At 62.5% G+C, this 22216-nt stretch carries 24 protein-coding genes (1 of these 24 cut by a window edge); 10 read left to right on the top strand and 14 right to left on the bottom strand.

What is annotated here, in order from left to right; all coding sequences use genetic code 11:
• Positions 1–2158, bottom strand: partial view of a DNA polymerase I gene (gene polA / locus ACPW74_RS20570; RefSeq protein WP_279980931.1) — the 5' portion only. 593 nt of this gene lie to the left of the window's left edge; 2158 of the gene's 2751 nt are visible here — the first part of the coding sequence; the start codon lies at positions 2156–2158; the stop codon falls past the left edge of the window.
• 401 nt (positions 2159–2559) lie between these two features.
• Here polA and elbB point away from each other — a divergent pair, with 401 nt between their 5' ends.
• Positions 2560–3210 carry an isoprenoid biosynthesis glyoxalase ElbB gene (gene elbB, locus ACPW74_RS20565; protein ID WP_279980930.1) on the top strand — a complete coding sequence of 217 codons (651 nt, stop codon included), beginning with the start codon at positions 2560–2562 and terminating at the stop codon, positions 3208–3210.
• A 72-nt stretch (positions 3211–3282) separates the two neighbouring features.
• Here elbB and ACPW74_RS20560 read toward each other — a convergent pair whose 3' ends face one another.
• From ACPW74_RS20560 to ACPW74_RS20545, 4 genes are all read right to left on the bottom strand, one after another.
• The gene (locus tag ACPW74_RS20560) at positions 3283–3492 is read right to left on the bottom strand and encodes a cell division protein ZapB (RefSeq protein ID WP_010672454.1); all 210 of its coding nucleotides are present in this window, start codon (positions 3490–3492) and stop codon (positions 3283–3285) included.
• Positions 3493–3713: 221 nt separating this feature from the next.
• Positions 3714–4994: a hypothetical protein gene (locus ACPW74_RS20555; RefSeq protein WP_279980929.1), complete on the bottom strand. Its 1281-nt coding sequence runs from the start codon at positions 4992–4994 to the stop codon at positions 3714–3716.
• Between the two features lie 21 nt (positions 4995–5015).
• Positions 5016–5795 carry a serine O-acetyltransferase gene (cysE, locus tag ACPW74_RS20550; RefSeq protein WP_010672452.1) on the bottom strand — a complete coding sequence of 260 codons (780 nt, stop codon included), beginning with the start codon at positions 5793–5795 and terminating at the stop codon, positions 5016–5018.
• An 8-nt stretch (positions 5796–5803) separates the two neighbouring features.
• Positions 5804–6715, bottom strand: coding sequence for a cation diffusion facilitator family transporter (locus ACPW74_RS20545; RefSeq protein WP_043155671.1), 912 nt, complete (start codon positions 6713–6715; stop codon positions 5804–5806).
• A gap of 87 nt (positions 6716–6802) precedes the next feature.
• Here ACPW74_RS20545 and ACPW74_RS20540 point away from each other — a divergent pair, with 87 nt between their 5' ends.
• The 3 genes from ACPW74_RS20540 to trmL all read left to right on the top strand — a co-directional run bounded on the left by ACPW74_RS20540 (position 6803) and on the right by trmL (position 9382).
• On the top strand, positions 6803–7495 hold the full coding sequence (locus tag ACPW74_RS20540) for a response regulator (RefSeq protein ID WP_069651467.1): 693 nt from the start codon (positions 6803–6805) through the stop codon (positions 7493–7495).
• On the top strand, positions 7492–8847 hold the full coding sequence (locus tag ACPW74_RS20535; protein WP_039041147.1) for an ATP-binding protein: 1356 nt from the start codon (positions 7492–7494) through the stop codon (positions 8845–8847). Before ACPW74_RS20540 ends, ACPW74_RS20535 begins: the two co-directional genes overlap by 4 nt.
• A gap of 70 nt (positions 8848–8917) precedes the next feature.
• Positions 8918–9382 carry a tRNA (uridine(34)/cytosine(34)/5-carboxymethylaminomethyluridine(34)-2'-O)-methyltransferase TrmL gene (gene trmL / locus ACPW74_RS20530; protein ID WP_010672448.1) on the top strand — a complete coding sequence of 155 codons (465 nt, stop codon included), beginning with the start codon at positions 8918–8920 and terminating at the stop codon, positions 9380–9382.
• A 31-nt stretch (positions 9383–9413) separates the two neighbouring features.
• Here the strand turns inward: trmL and dinF are convergent, their stop codons facing one another.
• The 4 genes from dinF to lexA all read right to left on the bottom strand — a co-directional run bounded on the left by dinF (position 9414) and on the right by lexA (position 12884).
• Complete coding sequence (gene dinF / locus ACPW74_RS20525; protein ID WP_236758551.1) at positions 9414–10784, bottom strand: MATE family efflux transporter DinF; 1371 nt, start codon at positions 10782–10784, stop codon at positions 9414–9416.
• Positions 10785–10798: 14 nt separating this feature from the next.
• Positions 10799–11425, bottom strand: a complete 627-nt coding sequence (locus tag ACPW74_RS20520) for an SCO family protein (RefSeq protein ID WP_279980927.1) — start codon at positions 11423–11425, stop codon at positions 10799–10801.
• Positions 11426–11616: 191 nt separating this feature from the next.
• Positions 11617–11907: a hypothetical protein gene (locus tag ACPW74_RS20515; protein WP_010672445.1), complete on the bottom strand. Its 291-nt coding sequence runs from the start codon at positions 11905–11907 to the stop codon at positions 11617–11619.
• Positions 11908–12257: 350 nt separating this feature from the next.
• On the bottom strand, positions 12258–12884 hold the full coding sequence (lexA, locus tag ACPW74_RS20510) for a transcriptional repressor LexA (protein WP_010672444.1): 627 nt from the start codon (positions 12882–12884) through the stop codon (positions 12258–12260).
• A gap of 204 nt (positions 12885–13088) precedes the next feature.
• Between lexA and plsB the strand changes: the two genes are divergently transcribed.
• Complete coding sequence (gene plsB / locus ACPW74_RS20505) at positions 13089–15512, top strand: glycerol-3-phosphate 1-O-acyltransferase PlsB (RefSeq protein WP_254231772.1); 2424 nt, start codon at positions 13089–13091, stop codon at positions 15510–15512.
• A 64-nt stretch (positions 15513–15576) separates the two neighbouring features.
• Here plsB and ubiA read toward each other — a convergent pair whose 3' ends face one another.
• Both ubiA and ACPW74_RS20495 read right to left on the bottom strand, forming a co-directional pair.
• A complete protein-coding gene (ubiA, locus tag ACPW74_RS20500; protein WP_042864636.1) occupies positions 15577–16440 on the bottom strand; it encodes a 4-hydroxybenzoate octaprenyltransferase in 864 nt (287 codons plus the stop codon).
• A complete protein-coding gene (locus tag ACPW74_RS20495; protein WP_254231773.1) occupies positions 16437–16988 on the bottom strand; it encodes a chorismate--pyruvate lyase family protein in 552 nt (183 codons plus the stop codon). The genes ubiA and ACPW74_RS20495 overlap by 4 nt, the downstream gene beginning before the upstream one ends.
• A gap of 145 nt (positions 16989–17133) precedes the next feature.
• Here ACPW74_RS20495 and ACPW74_RS20490 point away from each other — a divergent pair, with 145 nt between their 5' ends.
• Positions 17134–17565, top strand: a complete 432-nt coding sequence (locus ACPW74_RS20490; RefSeq protein WP_045522520.1) for a flagellar basal body-associated FliL family protein — start codon at positions 17134–17136, stop codon at positions 17563–17565.
• Between the two features lie 56 nt (positions 17566–17621).
• Positions 17622–17792: a hypothetical protein gene (locus ACPW74_RS20485; protein WP_010672439.1), complete on the top strand. Its 171-nt coding sequence runs from the start codon at positions 17622–17624 to the stop codon at positions 17790–17792.
• A gap of 57 nt (positions 17793–17849) precedes the next feature.
• Here ACPW74_RS20485 and ACPW74_RS20480 read toward each other — a convergent pair whose 3' ends face one another.
• From ACPW74_RS20480 to ACPW74_RS20470, 3 genes are all read right to left on the bottom strand, one after another.
• A complete protein-coding gene (locus ACPW74_RS20480) occupies positions 17850–18194 on the bottom strand; it encodes a DUF2799 domain-containing protein (RefSeq protein WP_080989975.1) in 345 nt (114 codons plus the stop codon).
• Between the two features lie 162 nt (positions 18195–18356).
• Positions 18357–18479, bottom strand: coding sequence for a hypothetical protein (locus ACPW74_RS20475; RefSeq protein WP_279980924.1), 123 nt, complete (start codon positions 18477–18479; stop codon positions 18357–18359).
• Between the two features lie 265 nt (positions 18480–18744).
• The gene (locus ACPW74_RS20470; protein ID WP_254231774.1) at positions 18745–19767 is read right to left on the bottom strand and encodes a LacI family DNA-binding transcriptional regulator; all 1023 of its coding nucleotides are present in this window, start codon (positions 19765–19767) and stop codon (positions 18745–18747) included.
• Positions 19768–20019: 252 nt separating this feature from the next.
• Between ACPW74_RS20470 and ACPW74_RS20465 the strand changes: the two genes are divergently transcribed.
• The 3 genes from ACPW74_RS20465 to ACPW74_RS20455 are packed head-to-tail and all read left to right on the top strand — an operon-like array spanning position 20020 to position 22100.
• Positions 20020–20463 (top strand): PTS sugar transporter subunit IIA, encoded by a 444-nt coding sequence (locus ACPW74_RS20465; RefSeq protein ID WP_254231775.1) that lies wholly within the window; start codon positions 20020–20022, stop codon positions 20461–20463.
• Between the two features lie 32 nt (positions 20464–20495).
• Positions 20496–20783 (top strand): PTS sugar transporter subunit IIB, encoded by a 288-nt coding sequence (locus ACPW74_RS20460; RefSeq protein WP_016349013.1) that lies wholly within the window; start codon positions 20496–20498, stop codon positions 20781–20783.
• 60 nt (positions 20784–20843) lie between these two features.
• Positions 20844–22100 (top strand): PTS ascorbate transporter subunit IIC, encoded by a 1257-nt coding sequence (locus ACPW74_RS20455; RefSeq protein ID WP_026459054.1) that lies wholly within the window; start codon positions 20844–20846, stop codon positions 22098–22100.
• The last annotated feature ends 116 nt before the right edge of the window (positions 22101–22216 follow it).

Genomic DNA, 22216 nt, shown 5'->3' with positions numbered 1-22216 from the left:
TGTCCTTGCCCTCGGCGAAGGCGGTCAGCAACCCCTTGTCACCGGAGAGGTGGGCCATGATGCGCAGCTCGATCTGGGAGTAGTCCGCCGCCACCAGCTTGTAACCGGCGCACGGGATGAAGGCCTGCCGGATGCGGCGCCCCTGTTCGTTGCGTACCGGAATGTTCTGCAGGTTGGGATCGGTGGACGAGAGCCGACCGGTCGCCGCCACCGCCTGGTGATAGGAGGTATGCACCCGCCCGGTCTGCGGCTTGATCATCAACGGCAGCTTGTCGGTGTAGGTGGACTTGAGCTTGGCCAGGCCACGGTGCTCCATCAGCAGTTGCGGCAGCTCATAGGTCTCCGCCAGCTCGGCCAGCACCTCTTCCGCAGTGGATGGCGCGCCCTTGGGGGTCTTTTTGATGATCGGCAGCCCCAGCTTGGTGAAGAGGATTTCACCCAGCTGCTTGGGCGAGGAGAGATTGAACTCCTGCCCGGCCAGCTCGTGGGCCTGCTTCTCCAGCTCTGCCAGACGCACTTCGATCTCCTGGCTCTGCTGATGCAGCAGCTTGGGCTCGATGGTGGTACCGAGTCGCTCCATCCGCGCCAGCACCGGCAGCAGCGGCAATTCGATCTCGCTGAATACCTTGGCAAGGCCCGGCTCGGCAGAGAGCTTGCCCCACAGCGCCTGATGCAGACGCAGGGTGATGTCGGCATCTTCCGCCGCGTAAGGAGCAGCCTGCTCCAGTTCGATCTGGTTGAAGGTGAGCTGCTTGACCCCCTTGCCAGCAATGTCCTCGAACGAGATGGTCTCGACGTTCAGATATCTGCGAGCCAGGGAATCCATGTCGTGGCGGCTGGCGGTAGAGTTGAGCACATAGGACTCGAGCATGGTGTCGTAGGCGATACCCTGCAGCTCGATGCCGTGATTGAGCAGCACGTTGCGATCGTACTTGAGGTTCTGCCCTACCTTGAGACGGGTCGGATCTTCCAGCAGCGGTTTGAGCTTGCCGAGTACCACGGCCTCGGTCAGCTGCACCGGCGCCCCCAGATAGTCGTGGCCGAAGGGCACATAAGCCGCCTTGCCCGGTTCGATGGCAAAGGAGACGCCAACGACCCGCGCCTCCATATAGTCGAGACTGGTGGTCTCGGTGTCGAAGGCAAACAGCGGCGCCGCCTGCAACCGTGCCAACCACTCATCGAATTCGGCCTCATCCAGGATGCAGCGATAGTCGGTTTCGATGGCGGCTGCCGGGGCGGCGCCTTCCTCATCACCTGCGGCTTCGCTCTCCTCGCCACCAGACTCCAGTTCTTTGATCAGGTTGCGCAGCTCATACTCGCGATAGACCGCCAGCAGGGCCTCTTTGTCGATGGGGCCAAGCTGCAGCTCTTCCAGACTCTGCTCCAGCGCCACGTCGGTCTTGATGGTGGCCAGCACATAGGAAAGGCGCACCTGCTCTTCCTGCTCGCGGAACTTGTCGGCAAACGCCTTGGAGCCGCGGAAGCCGAGCGCCGCCACCTTGTCGAGGTTGGCGGCAATCTCGTCGATGCTGCCTATCCCCTGCAACAGGGCCAGTGCGGTCTTCTCGCCGACACCGGTCATGCCGGGAATGTTGTCCACCTTGTCCCCCATCAGCGCCAGGTAATCGATGATGAGCTCGGGCGGTACGCCGAACTTCTCGATCACCCCTTCCCGATCGGTCTTCACATCCTTCATGGTGTCGATCAGGGTGACATGGTCGGAGACCAGCTGCGCCATGTCCTTGTCGCCGGTGCTGATGAGCACAGGCAGCTGTTTCTCGGTCGCCTGACGGGCCAGGGTGCCGATCACGTCGTCGGCCTCCACCCCTTCGACCATCAGGAAGGGAAAGCCCATCGCCTTGATCATCTGGTGGATAGGGGCGACCTGGCTGCGCAGATCGTCCGGCATGCTGGCGCGTGTTGCCTTGTATTCGGGATAGATGTCGTCACGGAAGGTCTTGCCCTTGGCGTCGAACACCACGGCCACGTGGCAATCGGGGTACTGCTTGCGAAGGCTGCGCATCATGTTGGCCATGACACGGACGGCGCCGCTAGGCAAGCCGGTCGAGGTGCGCAGATCGGCCTGCTGCGAGGCAAAGAAGGCGCGGTAAAGATATGAAGAGCCGTCGACCAGAATAAGAGGATTGCTAGAGGCCATGAAAATCGTCCTGCCAAGAATAAACAGCCGCTAGGATGCCACAGGGCCCGCACCACACCAAGGGGACTCCCACCATCACCCCGGCGCACCGGTGGGGCACATTGCTGTGGATAACTCTGTGCTCAAAAATAGCACCATTGCATCACGGCCGTGACAAAGCTGTGAATTAAAACAAAAAATATCTTTTAAAACATTAAGTTGAGATCATGAAAACTCAATATGACGCACGCATCATGATCTCGATCAATGTGGAAAAAAATTCAAGGGGGGTACTGAGGCAGGATCCAAAACGAAACAATCCTAGCACAGGGAGATGACTTGACCAGCGGAGGTCGAACGATAACCATACAAAAGTACAACAATCTACCCTGGCTCACATTTTCAACAACGAGGAGTCTGTCATGAAAAAAGTGGCCGTGATCTTGAGTGGTTGTGGCGTGTTTGACGGCGCCGAAATCCACGAGGCCGTCATCAGCCTGCTGGCGCTGGCTCGTCAGGGAGCATCCGTTCAATGCTTCGCCCCCAATGTCCCTCAGCTTCATGTCATCAATCACCTGACCGGCGAGGTCAGCGAGGGAGAGAGCCGCAACGTGCTAGTCGAGGCGGCCCGCATCTGCCGCGGCCAGATCAGGGATGTGGCTGAACTGGATGCAGCCGACTTCGACGCCCTGCTGGTGCCGGGCGGCTTCGGCGCCGCCAAGAACCTGTGTGACTTCGCCATCAAGGGCGCAGAGTGCCGCATCCAGCCGGATGTGCTGAAGGCCTGCCAGAGCTTTGCCAGAGCAGGCAAATCGGCCGCCTACATCTGCATCGCACCGGCCATGATCCCGCTCATCTATGGCGCCGGTACCCTGGCCACCATTGGCAACGACGAGGGCGCCGCCAACGCCATCGAAGCCATGGGTGGCAGTCATCTCGACTGCCCGGTGCGCGAATTCGTGGTGGATCAGGAGCGCAAGGTCATCTCCACTCCTGCCTACATGCTGGCCAACAATATTGTGGAGGCGGCGGACGGCATCGAGAAGACCGTCAAACAGCTGCTGGCACTCTGATTGCCCGGCAGACCAAAACAAGCGGGCCGCTCAAGGAGCGGCCCGCTTTCATTCCGGTCAGTCTAGACGGGATCAGATGGCATCGCCCATCTGGTCCATCTTGCCCAGCAGGGCACGCAGGCGCTCTTGCCAGGCAACGTGCTCGTTGCGCAGTTGGTGGTTTTCGTCTTGCAGCTTGCTGTTCTGCTCTTTCAGCTCGTCCAGCTCCATCTTCAGCAAGGAGATGTTGTCGACGGCGGATTGTACTTTGGATTCGAGTTGCTCAAGGACTTCTAGTGACATATGCATACCTGTATGTTCAATTGCGATGCCCCACAGAGGGCGATTCAAGCGCGTGGAGCCAGCATACCCTGATGCGCTCGGCACAAACAAGCCAGCACGTTGCAAAATGCGCCCTGCGGCCTGGTATTGCTTAAATATGCGTCGGTTTTTCTCGCAGGCAGCAGGAACCTCGATCCCGGGCGTCCGCCGTGGCATAACCCGCCCTCCTGCCGATGCCGTCATCAGCCATGCAAGGCGATGAAGCCCCCCATCATCAGACAGGCCACGGCGTACATCAGCAGGCCGTAGAGCAGGTTCCAGCGCAGCAGCAGCCCGGCACTCAGGTTGTAGCGGGACGCCAGCGCCAGATTGGAGCCGGAGAGCGGGCTCGTCCCGGTCGCCAGCCCCCACCCCATGAGGAAGCACATGCCAAGCAGGCTGGGATCCGGTGCCAGCGGCCAGAGCAGCGGCGCCACCCCCGAGATGCTGATGAGAGGATGCACGCCCACTATGGCCACCAAGAAGATCAGCAGCAGGGTCAGGCAGGCTTCCAGCCAGCCGAAGTGGTTGAACAGCGGCAGGCCGTGGCCACTGCCAAAGTCCAGTACTGACAGCGCGCTGTTGATGCCAGCCGCCAGCAGGCCGGCCCCCAGAAACAGCACAAGCTGGCCACCGATGGCCGGGAAGCGCTCCACCACCTGGCGCTTGAGAGCAGCCCCTCGCCCCGCTTGCGGCATGAACAGCAAGGCCAGCAAGGGCGCCACCAGGGCGATCACCGCCAGAATGCTGAGTCCGGGCCAGAAACGGTGGATCACCAGCACCAGCAGTGCCAGGGTCACCGGTAGCCCCAGGGTCTGGAGCCGCAGCGGATAACCTTCAAAGGTCTCCACGCCGAGCCGCTCTACCTGCCAGGCTGTCAGCCCCATGGCCAGCAAGGCCGCCAGTATGCCAAAAGGCAGTATGCTGCCCAGTTGCAGACCCGGTGCATAGGTGAGGGCCACCGCCATGGCGACGAAGAAGGGGGACCAAAACGCAGCCGCACAGAAGATCCGGCTCAGCACCATGACCTGACGCCGCTCCAGCGTCCCGTTGCGCTCCAGCCGATCGCCGATGATGAAGAGCACCGAAAGATTGATGACGGCCCCCAGCAGATTGAGGCTGGCCATGGTGCTCCACAGCCCCTTGCGACCGGACCAGGAGGCGGTGCCGGTCAAGAGGCCGGAGGTAGCCAGATTGAGGGTGCTCACTGCGGCAAACATGGTCAGCATGTTGATGTTCGGCAAGAGCCAGTCACCTGTGCTGAGGCTGGCCCCCCGCCACCAGGAAAAGAGCAGCAGCAGGAGCGCCGCGCCGTAGAGGGCCAGCGCCTGGCGCCGTGCGGCACCCACCAGCCAGGGCCAGGTGAGCAGGGAGGCGGCCCAGGCCGCGATGGCGGCGGGCCAGGGGGAGAAGTCCAGATAAAGGTGCAGCAGGTTGAGCAGCCACATCCCCAGGATCAGAAAGCCTGACCAGCGCTTGACCATACAACGGCCTCGGTCAGGGGATCAGAGGCACTGATCCATGTCCAGGGAAGGTTTGTCGCACTCGGGGCGGCCCACAATCCTGGCGGGCACGCCAGCGACCGTGGTGTGAGGCGGCACCGGGTTGATCACCACGCTGCCGGCACCGATCTTGGCACCGACGCCCACCTCGATGTTGCCGAGCACCTTGGCCCCCGCCCCTATCATCACCCCTTCCCGGATTTTGGGGTGACGATCGCCACTCTCCTTGCCGGTCCCCCCCAGAGTCACACTCTGAAGGATGGAGACGTCGTTCTCGATGACGGCGGTTTCCCCGACCACGATACCGGTGGCATGGTCAAACATGATGCCCTTGCCGATGCGGGCGGCCGGGTGTACATCCACGCCGAACACCACGGAGATCTGGTTTTGCAGATAGAGCGCCAGGGCACGGCGTCCCTGACGCCACAGCCAGTTGGCCACCCGATACCCCTGAAGAGCATGGAATCCCTTGAGGTAGAGCAGCGGGGTGGAGAAGAGGTCGACCGCCGGGTCGCGATCCTGCACCGCGCAGATGTCGGCGGCCACTGCGGCCAGCAGCTCGGGCTCGCTGCGCAGGGCCAGCTCGATCACTTCCCGCAAGGCGATGGCAGGCATGGTGGTGCTGTCGAGCTTGTTGGCGAGCTGGAAGCTCAGCGCCGAGCGCAAATCCCGGTGATTGAGAATGGTGGAATGAAAGAAGCTGGCCAGCATGGGCTCCTGGGCCGCCATGCTCTGCGCTTCCTGCTGAATTTTTTGCCAGGTTCTGGCAACCAGATCATCCATGTTGCAGCCTACTGTTGTTCAGGGTGAGTGCTTTGTCGTTCTTTTGTCAGCACCGAGATGGGGTCCATGTGAATGATCACATCCATCCGCTCGAAGGCCTGGCGGACGGCCAGTTCAGCCTCGTCGGCTATCTGATGGGCCCTGACCAGAGGCAGTTGATCATCGAGTTCCAGATGCAACTGCACGAAACGGGTCGGCCCGGATTGGCGGGTACGCAGGTCATGTACGCCATGCACCCCCTCTACGGCGCAGCAGAGGGCCATTATTCTCGCTTGTTCCTCCTCTGGCAACTGACGATCGAGCAGGGCCTGCACCGATTCGTAGCCGATATGGACAGCCCCCCACACCAGGAACAGACCGATCAGAATGGCAAACAGGCCGTCGGCCCAGTACCACCCCTGCCCCGCCAGCACCAGTGCCACCAGCACGCCGCCATTGAGCAGCAGGTCGGAACGGTAGTGCAACATGTCGGCCTTGATGGCCACACTGTTGGTCTTGCGGATGACAAAGCCCTGGAAGCTCACCAGCAGCAGGGTCAGCACGATGGAGCCGACGCTGACCCAGATCCCCGCCTCCAGGCGCACCACGGGCACCTGATTCAGCATCGACGAGATGCCGTGCATCACCAGCAGCAGGGCGGACCCCGAGATGAAGGCCGACTGCACCAGACCCGCCAGGGACTCCGCCTTGCCGTGGCCGAAGCGATGCTCTTCGTCGGCAGGGGCCAGTGCATAACGGATGGCCAGCAGATTGATGAGAGAGGCACTGATGTCCATGAAGGAATCGGTCAGGGATGCCAGCAGGCTGGATGAATCCGTCATCAGCCAGGCGATCAGTTTGCCCAGGATGAGCAGGGTGGCGGTGGTCACTGCGGCCATGCTGGCCAGGGTAACCCAGCGGGAATAGTGTTGGTGGCTCAAAACCGGCTTTCCTCCGACGCGTAAAAACTTATTATACCCTGACCCGGACGTCAGTTTGGCGTGCAAAATCAACAGAGTGACTCCCAGATGAACAAAATACTCCTGGTCGACGACGATCTCGAACTGACCCAGCTGCTCACCGAAATCCTGACCCTGGAGGGGTTTGAGGTCACCGTCGCCGAGGATGGGGAAGAGGGATTGCAGCGACTGGCAGAACAGGCATTCGACCTGGTGCTGCTGGACGTCATGATGCCCAGACTCAACGGCTTCGCCATGCTGACCCGGCTGCGCAAGACCCACGACACCCCGGTGTTGATGCTGACCGCCCGTGGCGACAGCCAGGATCGGGTCAACGGGCTGGAGGCCGGTGCCGACGACTATCTCGCCAAGCCGTTCGACGACAGGGAGCTGCTGGCCCGGGTGCGCGCCATCCTGCGTCGAACCCAGAGCCAGGCTCCCCAGCGCGGAGCCCCGGACGAGCTGAGATTCATGGATCTGGTGCTGCAACCCGGCCTGCAACAGGCTCGCTGCGACGATCAGTTGCTGGAGCTCACCGCCACCGAGTTCGGCCTGCTGGAGTGCCTGCTGCGCAATCCGGGCCAGATCGTCAGCAAAGGCCTGCTCTCCGAGCAGGTGCTGGGCAAGAAGCTCGAACCCTTCGATCGGGCCATCGACATGCACCTGAGCAACCTGCGCAAGAAGCTGCCGGAGCGGGCTGACGGCCAGCCCCGCTTCAAGACGGTGCGGGGACGAGGCTACCTGTGGCTGGAGCAGGCATGAAATCGGCCCGCACCTTCAACGGCCTTTCCACCCAGATCTTCCTCTGGTTCTGGTTCATCCTGCTACTGGTCGTGGCCGCGGTGGTGATCCTCCCCACCCTGGACCCCCGCAACATCATCCCGCTGCCGGCCCACGAGATCACCCGTCTCAACAACAACCTGGCGGCGCTGCAACGGGGCGCGGATCCCGAGCAGGATTTCGATCTGGCCAAGGCCATCGATGCCGCGGGCCTCTTGCCGGTGGACAACATCTATCTACGCGATGCCAAGGGGCAGATGCAGTCCAGCACCCGGCTGAGCAAGTTCGTGATCCGTTTCATGCTCGACTCGGACAACCCGGCCAAGCCCATGCTGGGCAGCGAACACCAGCGCGCCATCGCCGGCCCCTTCCAGATGGTCCATCACGGCCAGACCTATCACGTCTATTTCGGTCTGAACGTCGAAAACTCCTACCTGTTCCTCTTCATCCAGATCCTGGATCACCCCATCCAGATCCTGGGCATCGCCATGCTGGTCAGCACCCCGCTCTGTCTGTTGCTCGCCTGGCGCCTGACCCGCCCCATACTGCAGTTGCAGCAGTCGGTCTCCCAACTCGCCCAGGGCAACCTGGAAATACAGATCCCCAACCTGGGGCGGCGCGACGAGATAGGCCAGCTGGCCGAACATGTCAGTCGCATGGTCGATACCCTCAAGGACATGATCCAGAAGCAGAAGCAGCTGCTCTCCGACATCTCCCACGAGCTGCGCAGCCCCCTGACCCGCATCCAGCTCGCACAGGCGCTGATCCGCCGCAAGCAGGGGGACAGCGCCGAGCTGGCGCGCATCGAAGGGGAGATAGCCCGGCTCGACAAGCTGATAGGGGATCTGCTGGATCTGTCGCGGGTGCAGCAACATGTGGAGGCGCCAGTGACGCTGCCCCTGGCGGAGCTGCTGGAGCCCATCCTGGACGATGCCATGTTCGAGGCAAACCAGAACGGCAAACAGCTCAGGCTCCCTTCCCTGCCCGCCGAATCCCTCACCATGTGGCCGGAACTGTTGGCCCGCGCCCTGGAAAACCCGCTGCGCAACGCCCTCAAGTATGCCCGCGAGTTCATCAAGGTGGACTGGTACCGGGAGGGACGGGAATGGGTGATGACCATACGGGATGACGGCCCTGGCGTGCCGGTGGAGCAGCAGCCCCGGTTGTTCCTGCCCTTCTTTCGGGTGGACGATGCCCGCAACGCCAAGACCGGGGGCACTGGTCTCGGCCTTGCCATCGCCGCCGAGGCGATCCAACGTCATGGGGGGACCATCCGGGCCAGCAGCAATCAGCCGACCGGACTGGTCATCACCATCCGCCTGCCCATGCCCTGACCTCCCCCTTTTCATCGGCACGGGTGCTGGGTATGCTGGCGCCCGTTTCGCACCAGCCCAGGATCCTTCCATGCTCGATATCGTGCTTTACCAACCGGAAATCCCCCCCAACACCGGCAACATCATTCGCCTCTGCGCCAATACCGGCTACCGGTTGCACCTGATAGAGCCCCTGGGGTTCGAGTGGGATGACAAACGGGTCAAGCGGGCCGGGCTCGACTATCACGAGTTTGCCGACATCAAGCGCTGGCCTGACTATGAGGCGTTTCTGGCGGCCGTCGCCCCCCAACGGGTCTTTGCCTGCACCACCAAGGGACGCACCGCCCACTCGGCGGCCCGGTTTGCCCCCGGTGACGCCCTGCTGTTCGGGCCCGAGAGCCGAGGCCTGCCCATGGAGATCATCGAGAGCCTGCCATTCGAGCAGCGGCTGCGCATCCCCATGCTGCCCCAGAGCCGCAGCATGAATCTGGCCAACGCTGTCGCGGTGTTCGTCTACGAGAGCTGGCGACAGTTCGACTATTCAGGCTCGCTCTGACCGCTGACGATATTGGCAAGGTGGCCAGGATTCAGACTGACTGCGCCGTCCCCTGCCCCGCCAGCAGCCGTCCATCACGCTCCAGTCGCCAGCAGAGCCAGCCCAGCGTCAGGCCACGACCGGCCATCAGGGCACTCATGGCGGCCCACAGGGCCGCCACACCCCATCCCTGGCAGAACCACCAGATGGGAAAGAAGCCGGCAAACACCGCCACCAGCATGCTGTTGCGCATCTCCCGGGCCCGGGTGGCGCCGATAAAGACCCCGTCCAGCAGGAAGCACCAGACCGCCAGCAGCGGCATGGCCACCAGCCAGGGGAGCTGACGTTGCGCCTCGGCGATCACCGCCGGTATGTCGGTAATGTGACGGATGAGCCAGTGGCCCCCCAGGGCAAACGAGAGGGTGAATGCCAGGGCGATCAGCAGCGCCCAGCCCAGATTGAGGACGATGGCCTCCCGCAGCAGCGGCCGATCGCGCCGCCCGATGGCGCGCCCTACCATGGCTTCCACCGCATAGGCAAATCCATCCAGCCCGTAGGAAATCAGCATCAGGAAATTGAGCAGCACCGCATTGGCGGCCACCGCCACATCCCCCAGCCTGGCCCCCTGCAGAGTCATGAACACGAAGCAGAGTTGCAGGCACAGGGAGCGGATGAAAATATCCCGGTTCAGGGCGAGCAGCCGTAGCAGGGCCGGCCACTGGCGCCAACGCAGCCAGGCGTTGTGCCACACCCCGGGATCAAGTCGGCGCAGATGCCGGCTCACCAGCCAGAGCCCCACCCCGAGCGTGCTGTAATCCGCCAGCAGGGACGCTGCGGCCACCCCTTTCACCTGCCAGCCCAATCCCAGCACGAACCAGGCATCCAGCACCATGTTGACGAGATTGCCCAGGATCAGCAGCAGCATGGGACTGCGTGCATCCTGCATGCCCAGCAACCACCCCATGATGACCAGATTGCACAAGGCCGCCGGGGCACTCCAGACCCGCACCGACACATATTGACCGGCATAGGTCTGTACCTCGGAAGAGCCGCCACCGAGGGCGATGATGGCCGGCAGGAACGGCAACAACAGGAGCAACAGCGCCATGCCCAGTCCGATCGCCAAGCCCAGGGCCCGCGCCAGGGTGTCGAGCTGCCCTTCGGCATGGGCTGCACCCTGAGCCTGGGCGGTCAGCCCTGTGGTGGACATGCGCAGGAAGCCAAGCAACCAGAACAGCAGATTGATGAAGGTCGCACCGACCGAGACGCCGCCGAGAAACCAGGCCTGGCCAAGATGACCGATCACCCAGGTGTCCACCAGCCCCAGCAAGGGCGTGGTGACGTTGGAGAACACCATGGGCAGGGCCAGGGCGAAGACGGCTCTGTGGCGGCGAGGATCCTTCAGCCAGGCGGGAATCAGCATGGTGCGCGCCGGGCTCACTCGCCAGCCAGCCGCACGATGCGCGCGAAGTCGGCCACCATGGCCTGCATGTCCACGTGGGGCACCTCACCCGGCGCTACTTTGGGTCGGAAGGTGGCCACCAGCTTCCCCTCGGGGTTGATCAGCACGATGGAGGCGGAGTGGTCGATCAGGTAGTCCTTGCGATCCCCTTCCACGATGGAATAGACCAGCCCCAGATTGCGGACCAGAGGAAAGAGGGCACTGTGAGGTGCGGTCGCCGCCTTGAACTCGGGCTCGAAGAAGGCGGTATAGCTCTTCAGGCGGGCGCTGTCATCCCGCTGGGGATCCGCCGAGATGAATACCACCTGGCTAGTGGGGGCTATCTTCTTCAACGCCGGATAGACGCTGCGCAGATCCGCCAGCGTGGTCGGACAGACATCCGGGCAGTAGGTGTAGCCGATGAACAGAAAGCTCCAGTGTCCCGTCAGGTTGGCTGGGGTAAAGGGCTGTGCATCCGCATCCGTGAGGGCAAACGGGTTGATGTCTCGCCCCGCCGGGTAGTAATCGGCCTGTTCCGGCACCGCGGGCTGACTCCAGTAATAAGTCGCCGCAATGGCGCCGATGAACAGCAACAGCAGCAGGTAAAAGCGTGGTTTAACCATATAAAACAAAGCCTTGCTTATGTTAGAAGCCCAGGGGGGCAAAACCGGTAGGGGTCATTGTAACCCGCCTGCCCCCGCCGATGGCTAGTCTTGCATCCCGGCGGGAAAGCGTCTGTGCCATGGATCAGCCGCATCGGCGCCCAAACAAGAGCCCCGCTCTGGCGGGGCTCTTGTTTGTACAGGAAGAGGGATCAGGGCCGCAGCCTGTGCTGCGGCTGGGCACGTCTCAGGGGGACGCGCAGCGGGATGACGGGGGCAGTCCAGGGCTCATCCGGCAATCCGATGTCGTGATGACGGCGAAACAGACGAACCAGGCGGACAATCTTGTCTTTGGGGCACCCAAGCCAGATGGTCCAACCATCTCCCTTGTGATAGACCCAGAGCGCATAGAACCATGTCATCCGACTGCCCTTGATGAATCGGGTGATGGAAGATGCGGGCGCTGCGGCCGGCACCGGATCCCACGGCGAGCTTGAAGCCATACCTGTCCTCCTTGCTCAACAGGTCACGCTGACGGGTCTCTTTGTCCCCAACGACGAACCAACCACGGCAGCGTACTGACTGTACGAGTCCCCAGTCTGAGGCGACTCTCCCTTCTGCGCACCGACCCGGCGATCATGCATCCCTGCCATGGCGTACTGCCCGGTGCGACTCCCCCTTCCCTGATCACCGACCATGACAGGGGCCTTATCAAAGGATATATCCGAAATGCATGTCGTGCGGCGAGACTATGTGCACAGGAAGGAGAAGCGAAAAGGTGGGGAGGGAGATGCCATCGGCAGATGAAAATGAAGAGGCCTCCCGCAGGAGGCCTCTTCATCGCATCGGATGCTTACATCCAGTCGGCGTTGCGGATCACGCCGACCGCCAGGCCCTCTATGGTGAGGTGCTGACTGGCGAGATCCACCTCGATGGGGGAGAGCTCTTCGTTTTCCGGCAGCAGCCACACCTGGCTGCCCTTGCGCTGGAAGCGCTTGACGGTGACGTCCTCGTCGAGCCGTGCCACAACGACCTGGCCGTTGCGTACCTCCTGGGTCTTGTGTACCGCCAGCAGGTCCCCGTCCATGATGCCGATGTTCTTCATGCTCATGCCCTGCACCCGCAGCAGGAAGTCTGCCCGCGGGTGGAACAGGGCGGGATCCACCTGGTAGTGGCTCTCGATGTGTTCCTGAGCCAGGATGGGTTCCCCGGCCGCCACCTTGCCAATCAGTGGCAGGCCGTTTTCTTCAGGCTGCACGTCCTCTTCTTCGAGCAGCAGACGAATGCCGCGGGACGTGCCCGGCATGATCTCGATGACCCCTTTTTTGGCCAGGGCCTTCAGATGTTCTTCGGCCGCGTTGGCCGACTTGAAGCCAAGCTTCTGGGCAATCTCGGCGCGAGTCGGCGGCATGCCGGTCTCGTTCATGTTCGCCTTGATGAGCTCGAGTACTTCAGCCTGGCGAGGGGTAAGGGGTTTCATAGCATGGGCACCTGTCTTTTTATACAGCACACTGGCAGTATATACAGTGCTGGGGCCAAGGCAAGGCGCAACTGGCATTTGTCGCGACCCGACGCACATTTGCCCCTCCCCCCGCTCTGAAGTACCGACTCATCGTACCTCTCGGCGACAAGCAGTCGGTGATTTGCTATGCTCACGCCGCATTTTTTTGGAGAGCAGACGCACATGTCCCTTGGACAGAAGATTTCCAGAGCCATCCTGCAATGGCCGGTCAGCGGCTTGGTCAATCACAAGAGCCTGCCGGAAAACCCCATCACCGAGCTCAAGCTGGATCCGGCCAGACCCATCGTCTATGCCCTGAAGACCAGCTCGATCACCGACCTGATGACCCTGCAACAGTGCTGCGAGGATCTCGGCCTGCCCGGCCCCTTCACGCCGCTGGAGCTGAACGGTCAACTGCTGCCACGCTACGTCTGTCTGGATCGTCCGCCTCCCCTGTTCGGCACGCGCAACAAGCCACTCCCCTTCCTGCAGGAGTTCCACCAGTTGCTGGACCTGCACAAGCAGGATCCGGCGCTGGACATCCAGGTAGTACCCGTCACCCTGTTCTGGGGCCGCGCACCGGGCCGGGAAGGCGAGGAGGCCTCCGGCTGGAACATCATCAGCAGCCTGGCGCCAAACCGCCTGAAGAAGGCGCTGATCGTGATCCTGAAAGGGCGCGAGAACCTGGTGCGCTTCTCCCCGCCCCTCTCCCTGCGCTACATGGCGGACAAGCACGGCACCGACGAGGCCATCGCCCACAAGCTGGCGCGGGTGGCCCGCACCCACTTCAGCCGCCAGCAGCTGGCCGCCACCGGGCCCAAGCTGCCGAACCGCAACCTGCTGTTCAAGCAACTGCTGGATTCGAGCGTGATCCAGCAGGCCATCGAGGAGGAGGCCAGACGGGAAGGGATCAGCCTGGAGAAGGCGCAAAAGCGTGCCCACGGCTACATGGACGAGATCGCCTCCAATTTTTCCTATCGGTTGATCCGCCTCGGCGAAAGCTTCCTCGGCTGGCTGTGGAACAAGCTCTATCGCGGCCTCTCGGTCAACGGAGCAGAGCAGGTGCGTCAGCTGGCCCAGGAAGGGCATGAGATCGTCTACGTCCCCTGCCATCGCAGCCACATGGATTACCTGCTGCTCTCCTACGTCATCTACCACCAGGGCATGGTGCCACCCCACATCGCGGCGGGCATCAACCTCAACTTCTGGCCGGCGGGCCCCATCTTCCGCCACGGCGGCGCCTTCTTCATCCGCCGCACCTTCAAGGGCAATCCGCTCTACAGCACGGTATTCCGGGAGTACCTCAACCTGCTGTTTGCCAAGGGCTACTCGGTGGAGTTCTTCACCGAGGGCGGGCGTTCGCGTACCGGTCGCCTGCTGCCCCCCAAGACCGGCATGCTGGCCATGACCCTGCAGGCCATGATGCGCGGGCTGGACAGGCCGGTGACCCTGGTCCCCGTCTACCTCGGCTACGAGCACGTGATGGAGGTGAATACCTACCACAACGAACTCAAGGGGAGCCGCAAGGAGAAGGAGAGCTTCCTGCAGGTGCTCGGCATCCTGCGCAAGCTGCGCAACTATGGCCGTGGCTTCGTCAATTTCGGCGAACCGCTGACCCTCAACAGCTACCTCGGCGAACATGTACCCACCTGGAAGGAGAGCATCGGCCGGGAGGAGCGCCCCGAGTGGATGGCCTCCACCGTCAATCAGCTGGCCGAGCTGCTGATGACCCGCATCAACGATGCCGCCGCCGTCAACGGCTTGACCCTGAGTGCCCTGGCCCTGCTGGCCGCCGAGCGCCACGCCCTGACCCGGGACGAACTCCAGGCCCAGCTCAACACCTATCTGGACCTGCTCAAGCAGGTGCCCTACAGCCCGCACAGCACCATGCCGGACGAGGACGCCAGGACCCTGCTGGAGCAGGCGATGGAGCTCAACAAGTTCGAGGTGAGCGAGGACAAGCTGGGCCAGATCATCAGCCTGGACCGCTATCAGGCGATCCTGCTCACCTACTACCGCAACAACATACTGCACCTGTTCGCCATGCCCTCCCTGGTGGCGGCCCTGATCGAGCGGTGCGAGGGGCTCTCCCGCAGCGAGATCGTCGCCCGCTGTGTCGACATCTACCCCCTGCTCAAGACCGAACTCTTCCTGCGCTATGAAGAGGACGAGCTGCCTGAACTGATCGATGCCCTGCTGGCCGAGCTGTTGCGCCAGCAACTGGTCGAGGCACGCGACGGCGGCTACTGGGTCAACCCCGGCAACCAGATGCGCCTGCTGCTCTTGGCCGAAAGCATCCAGGAGACCCTGCAACGCTACGCCATCGTGCTGACCCGCATGCTGGCCCAGCCCCACATCGAGGCGGAGCAGCTGGAGGCGGACGGCCTGATGATGGCGGAACGCCTCGGCACCCTGCACGGCATCAACGCCCCCGAGTTCTTCGACCAGAAGCTGTTCAGCACCCTGATCCACACCCTGCGCAGCGAAGGCTATCTGGATCCGGGCTGCAAACCGGATCTCGGCCGCTTCCAGGCATTGGCCGACAACATAGTGCCGCTGCTCAGCAACAAGATCCGCCGCACTATCCAGGCGGGCAACCAGCTCTGAGGCGTCGACACCCAACAAAAAGGCCGCATCATGCGGCCTTTTTTCATCAAGGAAGGGGGGCGGGTTAGAGGTAGTGAACCATCACCCCGAGCAGCACCAGCGCCCCCACGTAGTTGTTGTTGAGGAAGGCCTGGAAGCAGGCTTCCCGCTGCCGCTCCCGGATCAGTCGCTGCTGGTAGACGAACAGCGCCGCCGCCCCCAGCAGTCCCCAGTAATAACCGGATCCCAGCCCCATCAGCTGCCCGATCCCCAGCAGGATCAGCAGGGTCGCCAGTTGCAGCGCGCCGATGATCCGCTTGTCGTGACGGCCGAACAGGATGGCGCTCGATTTCAGGCCGAGCTTGAGGTCGTCATCCCTGTCCACCATGGCGTACTCGGTGTCATAGGCGATGGTCCACAGCAGGTTCGCAAGAAACAACAGCCAGGCTTCCGGCGGCAGGGCATTGGCCTGGGCTGCGTAGGCCATGGGAATGGACCAGGAGAAGGCCATGCCGAGCACCAGCTGGGGGATGGGGATGAAGCGCTTCATGAAGGGGTAGCAGACCGCCAACAGCAGACCGGCAAAGGACAGGCTGATGGTGAGCGGGTTCAACGTCAGCACCAGGGCGAACGAGAGAAGCGCCAGCACGGCAAACAGCACCAGCACTTCCCGCTCGGCGACCCGTCCCATGGGCAGCGGTCGCCCGGCGGTGCGTTTCACATGACCGTCGAAGTTGCGATCCGCATAGTCATTGATGACACAGCCGGCGGAGCGCATCAGGAAGACGCCCACCACGAACACGGTCAGGATCCAGGGGTCAGGCAGGCCACCAGCCGCCAGACAGAGCGCCCACAGGGTCGGCCACAGCAGCAGCAGGGTACCGATGGGCTTGTCGATGCGGGCCAACTGCGCATAGGCCAGTCCCCGCTCCTTGGTTAACAGCTTCACTCCAGCTCCTTATCCGATGGCAACGAATGAGACGATAGCGAGGGCAGGAAAAGTTCATGGACCAGCAGTGGCCACTGCCCCAGAAACAGGCGAGAACGACGCCCCCAGACGGTAGCGGTCGGACACCAGGGATTGCTCGCTATCTCGAAACAGGCCAGTTGCAGGTGATCCCGCCGCGCCGGTGCCTCACCGAAAATGCGCTCTCCCAGCGGCTGCTCTCCCAGATCCTGCAAACCGCCCCCCTGCAAGGCCGCTTCGGCAAACAGGGTCCAACCCAGGATGGCAGGCCCGCCATCACCGTGCAGGATCACCTCGCGGCACATGCCCACGGGGGCCGACACCGCCACCAGCGCCTGCTCGTCCACCGTCAGCGATACGGCGCGATTGCCGAGCAGTTGCACCGAGAGGTGATGATTGTAACGACGCAGGCGCCGGGTCATGGAATCGGCCTCCAGCAACCAGGGACGCAGCGCCTCGGGCGGTTCGCACTCTGCAGGCGCCCGCCACGGGACGAGCTGGGCGAGGGGAACAGTCAACTCGGACTTCACAGCTTCACCATCCGGAGATTTCCGTTGTCAGGTTAAAAACCGGTTTATTATCCGTAAATCAATGGCGAATTGTAAGAACATCCGTGCTTGACGGCCCCGATGGCAGCATCAAAAATGGGGCATCCGTCGCTGCCGAGCCATCCAGATGAAGATCTTCAGAATTCTGCTGCTGTCCCTGGGGTGTACCCTCTTGAATATACAGGCCTTCGCCAATGAGGAAGAGGCCACCGATCCCGCCTCCTCCGCCGTCCAGCCGGGATTCGCCTATCACGCTCTGGATCCGGACATCATCACCAACTACCTTGGCGACGGCAAAACCCTCGGCTATGTACGGGTGACGGTAGAGCTGATGGCCACGGACGCTGCCGACCTCAAGTTGCTGGAGCAGCACGACCCCCTGATCCGCGACGCCATCATCCGGCTGATTGGCAGCAAGACGGGCGCACAGATCAAGTCCCTGGTGAACCGGGAAGAGCTGCGCAAGGAGTGTGAGGCCAAGGTCAACGAACTGCTGGTCAAGGAGACGGGCAAGAAGGCGGTCCGCGAGCTCATCTTCACCAAATACCTGTACCAGTAACCACACCGGGAGGGGTCCTGCCCCTCTCACCCGTTGCATTCACTGTCGAGGACGTCATGGGTCACAAGACGCTGTGTGAGTGGCGCCGTCACGAGATCCCCGCCGATCTCAAGACGCTGCGCAAGATTGTGCGCAAACCCAAATTCGTGTGTGGCAAGTGTGCCCGCAGCGCCAATGACAAGGATTACCTGTGCCAGCCGCTGCGGCTGAAGCATAAAGAAGGGTAGGTCCCTCTTCTCACGAAGAGGTTCACGCAATATTTCAGAAGAGAGAGGAAGACTGATTTATTGATCAGTCCAGCCATGGCGACCCTGTTCAAACAGGCGACGGGCCTGCACGTCGTTGGGACAGACGCCGCGATACTCCTCTCCCGACCGTCCTGCCAGATAGAGATGCTCGGGTCGGCAATACCAGGCCAGCCCCTTCTGGCGACCCAGCTCCCAAAGGGCAAGGTCCACTTTTTCCCCGCACTGGGTCTGGTGAAAAGCCACCCGATCGCCAGCAAAACCGAGCTTGCCGTCCGCCTCTCCCACGTCGCTCCACACCTTCTCGCAAGGGTCGTCGGAGTTGGAAACACAGCCCCCGAGCAGGGCGGCACAAAACATGATGACGAGTGAGCGCATATTCATCCTTGGCGTCGTTGGAATCGTTGTTGAGCCGCTGCCTGCCTCGTACAGCGTCATTTGAGCAGTTCATTCTAACCAGCCCGCCCCGTTCTCACCAAGGGCTGCCCCCCTCGCCACACAAAAAATCGGGCGGGCACCAGGCCCGCCCTCAGGCGTTACAGGGAGTCACTGATCGTCGAGAGGGTCATAGTCCTGCCAGCTCTCGTCATCCAGCTCCTCCAGCTCCTCTTCCCAGGATTCCGGCTCCCAGTCATCATCGAGATCGAAATCAGGCGTCTGCGTACCCATGCTCATTCTCCTTGGATAGTGCACCGGCCTACAAAGTCTATCCAGAATAATGGGGCTCGCCAGTGGTTCCGATCAGAGCTTGACCTGGGTGCAGCCAGCCACCTGGAGTCATGGCTACAGTGGCATCCACGCTCTGCGTCAACCCGGTGACAGACCGGGCGAACACGTCGGCTGGCAGTGCCCGCGCAGGGCGACGGTGCACCGACCTGGTCTTCGGTCACAACGCCTTGAACATGCTTGCCTCGACCTGTCGTGGCATCGCTCGTCAGGTGCTCTGGCGCTTTTGCAATTGAAAATCCAGGGCGAGGCTCATGCCGGCCACCTCCTCTCCCGCCAGTTGGCGCAGGATCAGCTCCGCCGCCTCCCTGCCCATCTGGTGATAGGGGATCCTGACCGAAGTCAGCGCAGGATGACAGGCGCGCGCCACGTCCAGATCGTCGAAACCGGCGATGGCGAGCTTGCCCGGCACGTTCAGATGGCGACGCTGGCATTCGAACAGTACCCCGGCCGCCAGCTCGTCGTTGACGCAGACCAGCGCATCCAGCTCGGGCCAGCGCAGCAGGAACTCCCCCAGCATGGCCGCCCCGGTGCTGAAGCTGGGTCGCTCCGAGGTGTTGATGATGGCGTCGGGGGAGAGGTAGTTGTCCAGTAGTGCCTTCTGCCAGCCCTGCATGCGCTGCTGCAGCATCCACTGCTCCTGGCGGGCGCAGAGAAAGCCGATGTTGCGGTAGCCGCGCTCGATGAGGTGGCGGGTCAGCTGATAGCCGGCATCGAAGTTGGAGACCCCGACGTTCATGTCGATGGGGCTGCGGGCCATGGCCCCCACCTCCACCACCGGCAGGCGGGCCGCCTTCAGCCGCATGCGGATGGTCTCGCCGGGATCGCTGCCAAACAGCACCACGGCCGCCGGATTGTGCTGCAGAAAGCTGGTCAGCAGGCTCTCTTCCTGCCGTTTCAGGTGCTGGGCATCCCCCAGCATGATCTGGTAACCCTCCCGGCGCAGGCTCTGCTGCAGTCCGGCAATTACCTCGCCGCAGCCGCAGTCGGTCAGGCTGGGCACGATCACCACTATGGTCTGGGAGGTGGCGGACGCCAGCGCCCCCGCCGCCCGGTTGGGGATATAGCCGAGTTCATCCACCGCCGCCTCGATGCGCTCGCGCATCTTGTCGGATACCAGCTCGGGGGTGCGCAGGGCGCGCGACACCGTCATGGCCCCCACGCCGGCCAGCTGGGCCACATCGTTGAGGGTCACCCGACCCGTGCTACGGCGTTTCTTCGCTTCTGACATCCTTTCCCTTCCTCGGCATACGGGTGCTCACTTTAAGGCAAAAGCGGGGCACTGACTATTTGCTCAAACCGGATTTTACCCCCTTTGAGGCCGACAAGGGGCAGGATGAATCCCTTCTGTGAGAGAAATGATAGCGCTATCACAGATCGGTGTTAGCGCTATCTGGTAGCGCTAACTTTCGCGATCAGGCTCACAGTTATCAGCCGGCAAGATCGCTAGATTGGCGCCATCTTATCCAGCCCGGACATTGCCATGCTGACCCAATTGCTGACCGAAGAGGTCATTTCCATCGAAGCGGGCGCCCGCGACTGGCGCCACGCCATCGAGCTGGCCACCGCCCCCCTGCTGGCCAACGGCACCATAGAACCCTCCTATGTGGCGGCGCTCTATCGCTCCCACGAAGAGCTCGGCCCCTACTACGTGCTGGGCCCGGGCCTGGCCATGCCCCACGCCCGCCCGGAAGACGGCGTCAACCGGCTGGGACTGGCGCTGACCGTGCTGAAGGAGGGGGTCAACTTCGGCTCCGAGGGCAACGACCCGGTCCGGCTGCTGGTCACCCTGGCCGCCAGCGACAGCAACTCCCACCTGGAGACCATCGCCCAGCTGGCCGAGCTGTTCATGAATGAAGAAGACGTGGCGGCCATCATGGCGGCCACCAGCAAAGACGACATCTTGCGCATCCTGGCGCGTTATTGAGTGGCGCCCTGCGCCCGACAGAGGAAGAGAACATGAAGATTCTGGTTGTATGCGGACACGGCCTGGGCACCAGCCTGATGATGGAGATGAGCATCAAGAGCATTCTCAAGGAGCTGGCCGTGACGGCCGAGGTGGATCACCGGGATCTCGCCTCCGCCGGCAGCGAGAGCGCCGAGATCTTTGTCGCCACCCGCGACATCGCCGAACAGCTGGTCAGCATGGGGGTCGACGGCCGGCTGGTATCCCTGGACAACATGGTCGACAAGGCCGCCATGAAAGAAAAACTCGCCATCGCCCTGCGCGAGCTGGGCGCACTCTAACCCCGTTGCAACTGTCTGGGCGGCCCATGAGCCGCCGCTTCCATCTGCTTGGAGCTGACCATGGAATTTTTCAATTTTCTGATGTTTGACGTGCTGTCGGAGCCGGCCGTGCTGGTTGGCCTGATCGCCCTCATCGGCCTGATCGCCCAGAAGAAACCGGTGACCGAGTGCATCAAGGGCACGGTCAAGACCATCATGGGCTTCGTCATCCTGGGGGCCGGCGCCACCCTGGTGGTGAACTCGCTGGGCGACTTCGCCACCATCTTCCAGCATGCTTTCGGCATCAAGGGGGTGGTACCCAACAACGAGGCCATCGTCTCCATCGCCCAGCAGTCGTTCGGCAAGGAGATGGCGATGATCATGTTCTTCGCCATGCTGGTGAACATCCTGATCGCCCGGCTCACCCCGTGGAAATTCATCTTCCTGACCGGTCACCACACCCTGTTCATGTCGATGATGGTGGCAGCCATCCTCTCCGCCGGCGGCATGAGCGGCATCCCGCTCATCGCGGTAGGCAGCCTGGTGGTCGGCGTGACCATGGTGCTGTTCCCGGCCCTCGCCCACCCCTACATGAAGCAGATCACCGGCTCCGATGACGTGGCGCTCGGCCACTTCTCCACCTGCTCCTATGTGCTGGCCGGCTGGATCGGCGCCAAGTTCGGTAACAAGGCCCACAGCAGCGAAGAGGTGCAGGTGCCCAAGAGCCTGCTGTTCCTGCGCGATACCCCGGTGGCCATCTCCTTCACCATGGGCATCATCTTCCTTATCACCTCTCTGTTTGCCGGTGCGGATTACGTCTCGGAAGTCGCCAAGGGCAAGCACTGGTTCATGTTCTCCCTGATGCAGTCCATCACCTTCGCCGCCGGGGTCTACGTGATCCTGCAGGGGGTACGGATGGTCATCGCCGAAATCGTGCCGGCCTTCAAGGGGATCTCCGACAAGCTGGTGCCCAACGCCAAGCCGGCGCTGGACTGCCCCATCGTCTTCCCCTATGCCCCCAATGCGGTACTGATCGGCTTCCTGTCGAGCTTTGCCGCCGGGCTGGTGGGCATGGTGCTGCTCTATCTGCTGGGGCTCACCGTCATCATTCCGGGCGTCGTGCCGCACTTCTTCGTCGGCGCGGCGGCCGGGGTGTTCGGCAATGCCACCGGCGGCCGTCGCGGTGCCATGCTCGGGGCCTTCGCCAATGGCCTGCTGATCACCTTCCTGCCGGTGTTCCTGCTGCCGGTGCTGGGGGATCTCGGCTTTGCCAACACCACCTTCAGCGATGCCGACTTCGGCGTGGTGGGGATTCTGCTCGGCCTCATCGTACGCTGATCACTCTTGCCCATCGGGGGCATGGCCGACGGTGCCATGCCCCCGCTCATCTTCCCGCACTGCCAGCCGGGCCCCACCAGCCCGAACAACGTCGAAAATATGTGCAAACACAGTGC

The sequence above is a fragment of the Aeromonas sp. INTO2 genome, from assembly GCF_049860605.1.
GTDB classification, from domain to species: Bacteria; Pseudomonadota; Gammaproteobacteria; order Enterobacterales; family Aeromonadaceae; genus Aeromonas; species Aeromonas caviae.
Note: the sequence above shows the minus strand (reverse complement) of the source record. Positions and strands in the feature narration are given on the sequence as shown.